The sequence below is a fragment of the Phaeodactylibacter sp. genome (genome assembly GCF_022763345.1).
Taxonomy (GTDB): Bacteria; Bacteroidota; Bacteroidia; order Chitinophagales; family Saprospiraceae; genus Phaeodactylibacter.
Genome location: NZ_JALEGS010000087.1, coordinates 14,372 through 26,217, shown reverse-complemented (window position 1 = coordinate 26,217; position 11,846 = coordinate 14,372). Strand labels below are relative to the sequence as shown.

At 53.6% G+C, this 11,846-nt stretch carries 8 protein-coding genes; 3 read left to right on the top strand and 5 right to left on the bottom strand.

Annotated features, from left to right (window positions below; translation table 11 throughout):
- Window positions 1-26: 26 nt before the first annotated feature.
- The 3 genes from MRY86_RS22475 to MRY86_RS22465 form a co-directional block, all read right to left on the bottom strand.
- Entirely contained in the window at window positions 27-698 is a 672-nt protein-coding gene (locus MRY86_RS22475) for a class I SAM-dependent methyltransferase (protein ID WP_282780745.1), read from the bottom strand.
- Between the two features lie 102 nt (window positions 699-800).
- Entirely contained in the window at window positions 801-2,111 is a 1,311-nt protein-coding gene (locus tag MRY86_RS22470; RefSeq protein WP_282780747.1) for a RagB/SusD family nutrient uptake outer membrane protein, read from the bottom strand.
- Window positions 2,112-2,137: 26 nt separating this feature from the next.
- Entirely contained in the window at window positions 2,138-5,230 is a 3,093-nt protein-coding gene (locus MRY86_RS22465; protein ID WP_293564117.1) for a SusC/RagA family TonB-linked outer membrane protein, read from the bottom strand.
- 267 nt (window positions 5,231-5,497) lie between these two features.
- Between MRY86_RS22465 and MRY86_RS22460 the strand changes: the two genes are divergently transcribed.
- Both MRY86_RS22460 and MRY86_RS22455 read left to right on the top strand, forming a co-directional pair.
- Window positions 5,498-6,226, top strand: coding sequence for a DeoR/GlpR family DNA-binding transcription regulator (locus tag MRY86_RS22460; protein WP_293564118.1), 729 nt, complete (start codon window positions 5,498-5,500; stop codon window positions 6,224-6,226).
- Between the two features lie 10 nt (window positions 6,227-6,236).
- The gene (locus MRY86_RS22455; RefSeq protein ID WP_293571957.1) at window positions 6,237-7,424 is read left to right on the top strand and encodes a DUF1343 domain-containing protein; all 1,188 of its coding nucleotides are present in this window, start codon (window positions 6,237-6,239) and stop codon (window positions 7,422-7,424) included.
- On the opposite strand, the gene MRY86_RS22450 is transcribed toward MRY86_RS22455, so the two are convergent.
- A complete protein-coding gene (locus MRY86_RS22450) occupies window positions 7,425-8,186 on the bottom strand; it encodes a DeoR/GlpR family DNA-binding transcription regulator (protein ID WP_293566493.1) in 762 nt (253 codons plus the stop codon).
- A gap of 96 nt (window positions 8,187-8,282) precedes the next feature.
- On the opposite strand from MRY86_RS22450, the gene MRY86_RS22445 reads away from it, so the two are divergent.
- Window positions 8,283-9,848, top strand: a complete 1,566-nt coding sequence (locus tag MRY86_RS22445) for a glycerol-3-phosphate dehydrogenase/oxidase (RefSeq protein WP_293566492.1) — start codon at window positions 8,283-8,285, stop codon at window positions 9,846-9,848.
- Between the two features lie 384 nt (window positions 9,849-10,232).
- Here MRY86_RS22445 and MRY86_RS22440 read toward each other — a convergent pair whose 3' ends face one another.
- Window positions 10,233-11,762: a SulP family inorganic anion transporter gene (locus tag MRY86_RS22440; protein ID WP_293566491.1), complete on the bottom strand. Its 1,530-nt coding sequence runs from the start codon at window positions 11,760-11,762 to the stop codon at window positions 10,233-10,235.
- Window positions 11,763-11,846 lie beyond the last annotated feature (84 nt).

Here is an 11,846-nt window from a genome sequence, read left to right as displayed (position 1 = left end):
GTAAGCATCCTCCGCTAAACCCAGGCTTATTTTCCAGCTTCAATAAGCAGAGAAAGGGGAGAGGAAGCCTCACCCACGTATACCTCTTCCCATTTAAATTCTTTAAAGCCAGCACGTTGCAGCATTTCCTGCCAGCCCGCTTTAGTCCAACGGTACCAGGCGTAACCCGACTGGAAAGACCGCTTCATAGCCGACCAGTCTTCAGTGGCCCAGCTGCCAGGCGGTGCAGCCATGGGGTAATCCGGATGCAACGTTTGGATGACCCAGCGGCCTTTCGCTGTAAGCAGGCTGTGCACCACCTCTGCGAGCGCAACGGTCAGGTCTTTTCCAAACAAGGCGAAATTGCAAACCGCCAGGTCATAAGGGGGTTTCAGCCCCTCAGGCAGCCCACTGAGCAATTTTTCATAGGAACAGGTGAGGTATTGAGCTCCGCCTTTGCGCTGTGCATTTGCAATCAGCCCCGGAACACCATCCAGGCCGGTCATTTCCACCCCAGCTTCAGCCAGGGCCCGGCACAGCCAGCCTTCCCCACACCCAATATCCAAAGCACGTTGGGGTTTCAGGCTAAGGCAGGCATCCACTATCGCTTGATTCGTTGCCAGTGCACGGGAGGGGATATCTCCGTTCTCCAGTGTTTCAATCCATGGCTTGGCATTAAGCTGCCAGGTTTTAAGGATGTCTGTTTCAGAATATGCCATATTGGTAGCATTAGAGCGGGGAACGGCGGACGAAAATAACGCCACTGTTCCCCGCCTTTTAAACTATAAATATTGTGAAGTCCCTTCTAAAAAAACAGCTGTTTAAATCTCGGGGTCTTCCGGTGTGTTGGTGTTGTTGGCCCGCTCACTGTCCGGATACGGATAGAAATTGCGGTTGCGCTCTTCATTGTCGGTATTGGGAGCCGGGCGGCCGAAGCGGCGGCTGTCCTCCAGGCGCAGCCCGGACATCATCAGCTCAATACACCGATTGGCATAGATGGCATCAAGTACCGCCTCCTGCGTTTCTGCTCCAGTGTAAGCATTAAGGCCGGCACCTACCCCGAAAGCATCCTCGGTGGGCTGTTTGGTCAGCACCTCGTTCAGCGCATCAATAGCCTCTCCTACCATTCCCTTGCGGGCAAGCGCCTCGGCACGGATGAGGGCCATTTCTCCAGGCAGGTACACCGGGATAGCCTTATCTGGTGCATCCCAGAACGCCGCCGCACGGAAATCGTTGTTGTCAGGGGTCAGGTTCTGAAAGTAAAACGGCAGGCGCTGATCGCCAGCATCCGGTGCCAGCCCATCAGGCAGCCCGAGGGTGAGGTCGACCGGCTGATAGACGTTGTTGGTTAGGATAGAGACAAAAGCGATGGGGTTGGTATTGACCGCATCGTAAGCAAAAGTGGACATGGAGGACAAGTCGACCCGGTTCGCGGCTTCAATAGCCGCGTCGTGGTTGCCGAGCATGTTGTGGTAACGCGCCAGTAGTGCATTGATGGTGTTGATAGCGTCAATACTAGCAGGGGTTTTGTCCAAAAACGCAGCGGACACCGGTGCTGCGTTGACTGTGCTGCGTGCCGCTTCCAGGGCTGCGATCGCATCTTCCAGCGCCGCTTCACGGGAGCTGAACACCGCATTCTCCGCATTTGCCAAAGGCAGCTGCTCAAAAAACTGAGCCAGGGTGCCATTAGCCAGCGCCTTGAAAATCGCACCAGTTGCGATTAGGCCGGAGCGCACCCCGGCATCCGGAATTTTTTCTGCATTCACCAGGATCTGATCTGACTCATTGCGGACCAGCAGGGCTTCTTCCCAGAGATTGGACACCACGCCGTTGGTACCGATCAGCTCATCTTTGCCAATGGACAAGGCGTTCTCCTCACTGTTGCCCGGGTTGATGAGGCGCAGCTCGAAGGTCGTAAAACCAGCGGCTGTCACGGTAGTATAAACCGGGCTCTGCCGCCCCACACTCCAGCGTTTTTGAATGCCTACTGCCAGGCCGATGAGGCCATCAGGGCTGTTCAGCACCTGATCTTCGGTGGCAGCGCCGGGATTGGTAAAGTCTGTCTCACAGCTGGCTAAAAGCATCAGGGCCATTAACAGGCTGCTGAGGGTTTTATATCTTGAAATCATCATAGTTTGCTTTTTCTGGTTCTACAGGTTTAGAAATTGGTACGGATGTTCAGGGTGTATACCCGTGGAATGGGCACATTACCGAAGTTGACGTTCCGCATCAGGTTACTTTGCCCACCGGCATTGGTCTCCGGATCGTAACTGGTGAAGTTGTCAATAGAGAAGAGATTGCGCCCCCCCACAGATATGGTGGTATTACTCAGCACACCGCCAATATCCGGGATGGTATAGCTCACAGACAACTCCCGGAGCTTAGTAAAGGAGCCGTCAGAAATCCGCCATTCCAGGATGGGGTACATGGCCCAAATCCAGCCACGCGGCAGTTCGCCGGATAGTTCCTGCTCAGCGTATTCACCGATACCTACGCCCTGACGGGTCCGCTTGTCGGCGTCGAATACGTCCTGCCCTTGTACGCTCTCGATTACAGCTGTAATTCCGAAGCGCTTGTAGTTGAAGGTGGTGCTACCGCCCAGGATGTAGTCGGGGTTAGGGTCACCAATAACCTGCTGAAGAGGCGTACCTGTTGGCTGCCCGTTAGCATCCCGCTGTGGCATATTGGTAGCAGCATCACCCCGCTCCTGTTGCAGGAAGCCTTCGGGGGTAAGCAGAGGGTCACCGTTGTCGTCACGGGCAATATATGTTCCAAAGAATACGCCCAGCGGCTGATCATCAACCAGGAAGATCGGTGCACCGGTTACGTTAGGCACCGCCGTACGCGCCTGCCCGAGGTTGGTGACGCGGTTGCGGTTGCGGGAGAAGTTGAGGGAGATATCCCAGCTGAAATCGCGCTTGCGGATAGGCGAGCCATAGAGCAGGACTTCCACACCTTTGTTTTCCAGCGACCCTACATTAGTTGTAATGGCACTACCACCCTGAGAAGCGGCCAGAGAACGGCTCACGAGAAGGTCGTCAATATCCTGATTATACCAGGTAAATGACATACCAATACGGTCTTTCAGGAAGGAGACATCTGCTCCGATTTCTGTTTCTGTATTCACCTCGGGGCGCACATCCGGGTTGGCCAGGGTGCTGCTTTGGTTGATAGCTACGCTGCCTGCAAGGTTACCGGTGTTATAGGTAGAGAAACGGGCGTAAGGCCCGATGGCCGTCAGGTTACCTGCCTGCCCCCATGAAGCACGGAGCTTGAAGAGGCTGATAGTCCTGCCCAGTCCGCTTTCCTGCCAGAAAGGCTCACTGGATAAGACGTAGCTGGCACTCACCTTAGGGTAAATAATATTGCGGTTGTCTTCGCTAAAGGAGCTGGCTGCATCCACCCGGGCTGCCGCAGTCAGGAACAGGCGGTCGTTCAGCCCAAAGGTTTGCTGCAGGTAGTAACCCCAGATGCGCAAGCGGTCAGTATTGGCCGCCGGGTTGAGAATGATACTCGCACCATTGACCGTTTCCACAAATGGCGCCAGCCCGCGGCCCTGGGCCACCGAGAACGCATTCTGAGAATACTGGTCAGAGAAGCCTGCTTTAGTGATGGATACCAGGCTGCTGCTAATTTCCTTCTCATAAGAGATATTGATGTCGTTGTTGATCAGGAAGACGTTGTTGTTAGCCGTGGAAGCATAGCCATCGTCGAAGTAAGTAGGATTGACCGGAGCGTATGGATAAGGAGGGATGAAGATATTACCCTCCTGATTGTACGCGTCTACCCCGACTATGTAGTCGATTGTCAGGCCTTTAAGCGGGAAAAGTTTGAGCTGGAAGTCAGAAATAGCCCGGTTGACTGATTGTGTGATGTCAAAATCTTCGATAACGCTGAGTGGGTTCACCCGGGTAGGCTCCACAGACTGCAGATTGCCCAGCTCATCCCGCTGCGTGATATCCCAGATGTTGTTGGTAATATTGAAGGCATTGATTGGGGACCAGAAGACGTTGCCGTCCGGCCGTTCGTTGGAAAACGAGTTGTTATAATTCAGCCCGATGGAGAAGCTCGCCCAGTCGCTTACCGACTGATTGAAGCGGAAGCGGGCACCATAACGCTGAAAATCCGTATTGCGGATGATGCCCTCATTGAGGGTATACGACAACGATGCATAATAATTGGACTGCTCATTGCCGCCGCGTACCGAAAGGTGCTGATCAGTACCATAGCCGGTATCAAAAATCTGATCCTGGTAATCGTAGCGGGTCACTGGTACTTTCTCTGTGGAGAAATTGGCGCCAACGGTAAGGTTTCCGTCCGCGTTTGTCCCTGCAATAGGGTAAAGGCGCTGATCAGCGCTGCCGAACTGTTCGCCCCTCAGGTTTACGTAAACCGGCTTGCGTAGCTCATTAACGTTAAAACCGGAAGAATAGCTAAATGAAGGCTTACCGGCCTTGCCCCGCTTGGTGGTAATGAGCACCACCCCATTGGACGCCCGTGAGCCGTACTGAGCAGCCGCCGCGGCACCGTTGATAACCGTAATATCAGCGATATCATTCGGGTTAATATCTGCCAGTCGGTTGGTGCCCGGCTGGGAAGCGCCGCCGCCGGCATTGATATTGGTTACATTGGTGGTATTGTTGCTGATAATAACACCGTCGATAACGTAAAGGGGTTCCGAAGACCCCAAGAGTGTACTTGCCCCCCGCAACTGCACGCTGAAGCCACCGGCAGGGTCTCCAGAGTTTTGCGTAATACGTGCGCCTGGAAGCTTACCCTGCAGTGCGCCCGTCACCCCCTGTGGGTTAGCGACGGTGAGCTTATCAGACTTCAGCACATTGACCGCGTTGCCGAGCTGCTTGCGTTTAGTGGTTACGGAGGAGCCTACTACAACGACCTCCTCCATGTCCATGACATCATCGGCCAGGCTGATCTCCAGCGTAACTTCTGGTGCCGCTGCGCTGATGGCAAACGTTCGTCTTACCGGTGTGAAGCCCACATAGGTAACCTGAAGTTGGTACTCCCCTGCTTCGGCTTCTCCTTTAATGGCAAACTGCCCGTCAATATCGGTAACCGCGCCCATGGCCAGCCCTTCCACAAAAGCAGAAGCACCAATAAGCGGGTTGCCGTCATAGTCTTGTACGGTGCCACTAACCGTGAAGTTGATTTTCTGCGAAAATGCCAGAAGTGGCAGCCCCAGCATGAGGAGCATCAGTAGCGGCATCTTCGCCTTGAGTAGGCTTTGTTTCATAATCTGTTGTTTTTGTTAATAGCGATTGGTGTAAAGTGTTATTTGGTATTGATTCTAAGCCTTGCCCGAAATGCGGTATTTTATTGAGCCATACCGCCAATTTCAATGCATAATACAGCAAATAATTAAAATTAATGCCATTTTGTTTGCAACTTTATGCAAGTTTTTAAGAAAACATAGTGCCCCTACACTCGGGATCAGGCTATTCAATTATTTCAAGAAAGCCCAAACTGAAGAAATAAAAGCATGCTAAAACCGGAAAGACAGTTGCTAATTTTAAGGGAAGTCAATGTGCACAATAAGGTCCTGCAAGCTGATTTAAGTGAACTCCTGAAAGTATCGGAGGACACTATCCGCAGAGATTTGCAAGAACTTGCAGAAGATGGCAAACTTAAAAAAGTACGAGGAGGCGCCATATCCAACTCTTTCCGGATGGTGGGTGCTATTGAGAGTGAAATTTACGCCTATGCCGAAAAGACGGCTATTGCCCGCAAAGCAATAAGCCTTTTCCGCAACGGCATGCACATCCTTATTAGTGGTGGCACAACCAACCTGGAGGTAGCCCGCCTTCTGCCTTCCGGGCTCAAAGTCACCTTCTTTACCGTAAGCCTGCCTGTGGCAATGCAGTTGGCCCGGCATAGCGACAGCGAGACGCTCTTCATCGGTGGCCGTATCTCGGGCGATGCGCAGATCAGTACCGGAGGGGAAGTCATCAAAAAGTTGCTCAGCCTCAGCCCGGACTTGTGCCTGCTTGGGGCCAACAGTATTGACCCCATCAACGGCCTGACGGATAGCGACTGGGAAGTAGTGGAAGTCAAACAGGCGATGCGCGAAGTCTCGGGCCAAACCGCCGCACTTGCTATTTCTGAGAAGCTTAACACCAGCACTAAGATGCGGGTCTGCCAACTCAGCGAACTGCAGTACCTCATCACGGAACGCCCGCCGGCCGACCCTTTCCTCACGCCCTTCCGGATTCCGGGCCTTACGTTACTCTAACCTTTTAACTATGCCCGTACAAACCGGCCTCGACCAGCTTCTGCGTACTCCCGCCCTTCAACAAGCATGCGGGCAGCACATCGGCTACCTATGCCACAATGCCTCCATAACAGCCACAGGGGAAGATGGGCTATCTGCTATGCACCGGGTTTTCGGCCCCCGGCTGCGGGCTGTTTTTTCGCCTCAGCACGGCCTGTTTGGGGAAGCGCAGGACAATATGATCGAAAGTCCCCACTACATCCACCCATTCTTCCAGATACCGGTACATAGTCTCTATGAGGCCAACCGCTCCCCTACCCCCGCCATGCTGCAGGGGCTGGACCAGGTTATTGTGGACTTGCAGGACGTGGGCGCGCGCCCCTACACCTACATTTATACTTTGCAACTGATGATGGAAGCTTGCGCCAAAGCCCGCATCCCCGTTTGGGTCCTCGACCGCCCCAATCCCCTTGGAGGGATGCGGGTTGAAGGCAATCTGCTGGATTTGGAATACCGGTCTTTCATCGGGCTGTCCCCTTTGCCCGCGAGGCATGGCCTGTCGATTGGAGAATTTGCGCTCCTGGTCAATGGAGCCACAACAACATCCTGCGACCTTAAGGTGGTAGCCATGACCGGGTGGCACCGGGCTATGGCCTTTGAAAAAACGGAGCTGCTGTGGGCTAACCCCTCGCCCAATATGCCTGCGTTGCTGACCGCCCAGGTTTTTCCGGGTATGGTCTTTTGGGAAGGTACGAATTGGTCGGAAGGCCGGGGCACCACCCGCCCGTTTGAAGTCTTTGGCTACCCGGGATTTGATCCTTATCAGGCCCTGCCCGGCCTGGAATCTGCTTTGCTGAAGAGCGGGCTGCGTGGCTTTCGGCTACGGCCCATCTACTTTGAGCCGACCTTCGAAAAACATGCAGGCGAGCGCTGCGGGGGCTATCAGCTGCACCTGCTGAATCTCCAGGATTTCCGGCCCTGGCAGTCCGGGCTGTGTATTCTGCAATACCTGTTCCATTTGCCGGAAGCCCGGCTCCGGTGGCGGCAGCCCCCCTTCGAGTACGAATACAAGCTACTGCCTATCGATATCCTTAATGGCAGCAACGAGGTCAGGCTATGGGTGGAGAACCGTGAGCCCCTGAAGGCACTCCGGGAACTTGAGTTGCAAGGCAGATCTGAATATATGAAGCAGCGGGCAGCGGTATTGCTTTACGACTGATCAGGCGATGAGCACCTTTACTCCTTTATCTTCCATGGCCCGCCGGGCCGCATCCGGCAGCCCCCCATCCGTGATAATGGTATGGACCGCTTCAATGTCACAAATTTTCCCAAAGCCTTTCTTCCCAAATTTACCGGAGTCTGCGAGGATAATAGCCTGAGGAACGGCCTGAATCATTTGTGCATTCAGGTGGGCTTCCATCATGTTAGAAGTGGTGAGCCCAAAATCAGGGCTGATTCCATCCACGCTTAAAAAGAGTTTGGTGCAGGCAAAATCCGCCAGCATGCCCTCAGCGTAGTGACCGACTACCGACGCACTGCTCTTACGCACCACACCGCCCAGTTGCACCAGCTCTACCTCCGGATGATCCAGCAAAGCCAGGCTGACATTCATGGCACCGGTGAGCACCGTGAGCTTCAGCGTTTTGGGAATGGCTTGGGCAAAGGCGCGAACAGTAGTCCCGGACCCAATGATGACCGCTTCTTCCGGCTGCAGCAATTCCACTGCCCGGACGGCAATACGCTGCTTATCCTCCACCCGGATTTGCATTTTCTCGTCAATGGAGCGGTCATTAACGTAGGTGTCCGGCAGGCTTGCCCCCCCGTGGGAACGCAGTAACGCCCCTTTTTCCTCAAGCAGGCGCAGGTCTTTGCGCACCGTGACGGTGGTGACGTCCATGGCTTCGCTCAGTGCCGCCACACTGACTGCCCCTTTTTGCCGCAAGGCCTCCAAAATGAACCGATGGCGCTCTGCAATTTGCATAGAATACTGTCTAAGTTTCAAACAAAGGTAAAAAAAGAAAACTAAATTTGCTTTTATTTTCTTTTTTGTGCACTTTTGAAGGACAAAAGAAACAAAATGAAAAGAAACAAAAATATAGCAAAAATAAAAAATCAGTCTGAGCCCTGGGATCTTGCCGTAATCGGGGGTGGTGCATCGGGGCTGGGCATTGCACTTGATGCGCTTTCCCGTGGTCTTTCGGTCGTGCTTTTGGAAAAGGCCGACTTTGCTAAAGGAACCTCAAGCCGGAGTACTAAGCTGCTGCACGGTGGGGTTCGCTACCTGGCGCAGGGGGATGTTTTTCTTGTACTCGAAGCGCTGAAAGAGCGGGGGCTTATGATGAAAAATGCGCCTCACCTTTCCGGTAAGCAAGCCTTCATTATCCCGATTTATACGCGCTGGGATCAGCTGAAATACGGGGTCGGGCTTAAAGTCTATGACCTGATGGCTGGCCGGTTGCGCATTGGGCGTTCTCACATCATTTCCCGGAAGAAGGTGATCGAGAGAATCCCGACTATTAAGCAGGAAGGGCTCTTAGGTGGCGTGGTCTATTACGATGGGCAGTTTGATGATGCCCGTTTGGCGGTAGCGGTCGCGCAAACCTGCTCCGTTATGGGCGGCTGCGTAGTGAATTACACAGAAGTGACCGGGCTGAGCAAAGCTGCCGATGGAAAAATCAATGGTGTGGAAGCCAAAGACCTCGTTGAAGGGGAAGCTTTTTCCATTCCTGCCAAGTCGGTCGTAAATGCCACCGGAGTATTCTCCGATACCATCCTAAAAATGGATCAGCCGGGCGTTCGAAAGTCCATCCTCCCGAGTCAGGGTGCCCACCTTGCATTGGACCTGTCCTTCCTTGGCGGTAAAGATGCGCTAATGATCCCGGAGACACCGGACGGGCGGGTACTCTTTGGCATTCCATGGTTCGGTACGCTCATTCTGGGCACCACCGATACGCCAAGGTCTGAAGCAGAGGCAGAGCCCAAAGCGCTGGATGAAGAAATAGACTTTATTCTCGAAACCGCTGCCGACTACCTGGTCAAACCACCAACGCGTGCCGATGTGCTTTCGGTTTTTGCCGGTTTGCGACCGCTTGCGGCTCCCAAGACGGAGGGTGCTGCGACCAAGGAAGTCTCCCGCAGCCATAAAATTGTGGTGAGCGACAGTGACCTCTTCTCTATACTCGGAGGCAAGTGGACGACTTTCCGTCAAATGGGGGAAGATATGGTAGATGAAATCCTGAAAGTCAAGAAGATGAGCGCCAAGGGTAGCACTTCTGCCCAAATTAAGCTCCACGGCTACCCCAACGGACACACCCCGGAAGGTCATTGGCGGGTCTACGGCAGCGAGGCGAAAGCCATTCAGGCGCTGATCGCTGAGCAGCCCGAATTACAGCAACCGCTTCACCCCAAATATCCTAACACCAAAGCCGAGGTCGTCTGGATGGCAAGGCACGAAATGGCGCAGCGTATAGAGGATGTGCTTGCCCGCCGTCTGCGTACCCTGTTTATGGACGCTCAGGCTGCATTGGATATGGCAGCGCCTGTAGGCAAAATCCTGCAAGAGGAATTGGGCAGGGACGATGCGTGGTATGAAAAAGAGGTGGCTGATTTTAAGTCGGTGGCGCGGGGGTATTTGTTGGCTTGAGGTATTCTGCGTAATCCGTCCAACCTGTGTTCCAACCCGACATGCACGACAAAGGGACACTGATGACGCTGATCTGACTGATGACACTGATCTTGGCTATCCGGTGCCGCCACACAAGAATGCTACCGCTCGAAATCTGTGAAAATCCGCGTAATCAGTCTAATCCGTGTTCCAACCCTACATGCACGACATGGGTACACTGATGACGCTGATCTGACTGATGACACTGATCCTGGCAATCCGATGCAGCCACATAAGCATGTCCCCGCTCGAAATCAGTGAAAATCTGCGTAATCAGTCTAATCCGTGTTCCAATCTACCTCCGCGATCTTTGCGTTAAGCCGCCTCCCCACGCAATCACTTTAAACCGCGTAAAGCCCCCACTCAAATCTCATCCACCACCAACCGGTAAGTAGGGTCCTCCGACACATTCACATCAATAATCTCCTCTGCATTTTTCAGCAGTTTGCGGCAGTCGGGGCTCAGGTGGTGCAGGTGTACTTTTTTGCCCACTTTGCGGTAACGCTCTGTGATTTTATTGAGGGCTTCGATAGCCGACATATCCACAACCCGGCTTTCCTCGAAATCAATGATGACCTCATCCGGGTCATTCAGCACGTCAAATTTTTCGTTAAAAACGGCGACCGAACCGAAGAAGAGCGGGCCGTAAATTTCGTAGTGCTTCACCCCATCCTCATCAATGCGCTTGCGGGCACGGATACGCTTAGCGTTGTCCCAGGCAAAAACCAGAGCAGCAATGATCACGCCGATGAGCACCGCTAGTGCCAGGTTGTGAAGGACAGCGGTAATGCCAGTGACCAACACCATCACGAAGATATCAGAAGGCGGCATTTTGTTGAAGGTCTTCAGGCTGGCCCACTCGAAGGTGCCAATAGCCACCATGATCATCAGGCCAGTCAGAGCTGCCATGGGGAGCTTCTCCACCAACCCGGCACCAAACATGATGAAAACCAGCAGCATCACGGAAGCAACGATGCCCGACAGCCGGGCGCGCGCCCCTGCCGATACGTTAATGAGGCTTTGCCCGATCATTGCGCAGCCGCCCATGCCGGAAAACAGCCCGGAAAGAATATTCGCCGTGCCCTGAGCCACCGCTTCTTTATTGCCGCTGCCCCGGGTCTCTGTGATCTCATCAATGATATTCAGCGTGAGCAGGCTCTCAATAAGGCCTACACCTGCCATAATACCTGCATAGGGGAAAATGATCAGCAGGGTCTCCATAGTAAAAGGTACCATTGGAATATGGAAGGGTGGAAAACTGCCCTGAATGGAAGCAATATCGCCCACGGTTCGGGTATCAAGCCCAAAGAAAGCCACTACACCGAAGATGGTAAGGATAGCCGCCAGAGAAGAGGGCACTGCCTTGGTGATTTTCGGAAGCCCCCAGATGATGAGCATCGTCAGGAGTACCAGCCCGAGCATCAGGTAGAGGCTGTTGCCCGCCATCCATGTGCCTTCCGGTGTCTTGAACTGATCCAGTTGCGACATGAAGATGATAATCGCCAGGCCATTTACAAATCCAAAAATGACCGGGTGAGGGACCAAACGCATCAGCTTACCCAATTTGAGCACGCCCGCCAATACCTGAATCAGCCCCGCCAGAATAACGGTAGCGAAGACATACTCTACACCATGTGACAACGCAAGCGCCGCAATGACCACTGCCACCGCACCTGTCGCTCCGGAGATCATGCCCGGACGGCCGCCAAATATAGAAGTGATCAGCCCCATCACAAAGGCGGCATAAAGCCCCGTCAGCGGAGAAAGCCCGGCAATAAGGGCAAAGGCCACCGCCTCGGGGATGAGCGCCATCGCAACAGTAAGGCCCGAGAGGACTTCGGTTTTATAGTCTACACGTTGAGAAAGGTCAAAAAGATTGAATAACTTTTTCATATAGCACACAGTAGTTTGGTGCCCGGCAGCCGACCGGGACATTAGTATTTTTCTGAATAGGTAAGGCAAGCTCTCAAAAGGAAG

Bases quoted from the DNA above. Each gene is read 5' to 3' on its own strand.
- MRY86_RS22440 (WP_293566491.1), bottom strand. From the start codon at position 11,762: ATGAAAAAGTTATTCAATCTTTTTGACCTTTCTCAACGTGTAGACTAT.
- MRY86_RS22470 (WP_282780747.1), bottom strand. From the start codon at position 2,111: ATGATGATTTCAAGATATAAAACCCTCAGCAGCCTGTTAATGGCCCTG.
- MRY86_RS22455 (WP_293571957.1), top strand. From the start codon at position 6,237: ATGCCCGTACAAACCGGCCTCGACCAGCTTCTGCGTACTCCCGCCCTT.
- MRY86_RS22450 (WP_293566493.1), bottom strand. From the start codon at position 8,186: ATGCAAATTGCAGAGCGCCATCGGTTCATTTTGGAGGCCTTGCGGCAA.
- MRY86_RS22475 (WP_282780745.1), bottom strand. From the start codon at position 698: ATGGCATATTCTGAAACAGACATCCTTAAAACCTGGCAGCTTAATGCC.
- MRY86_RS22445 (WP_293566492.1), top strand. From the start codon at position 8,283: ATGAAAAGAAACAAAAATATAGCAAAAATAAAAAATCAGTCTGAGCCC.
- MRY86_RS22465 (WP_293564117.1), bottom strand. From the start codon at position 5,230: ATGAAACAAAGCCTACTCAAGGCGAAGATGCCGCTACTGATGCTCCTC.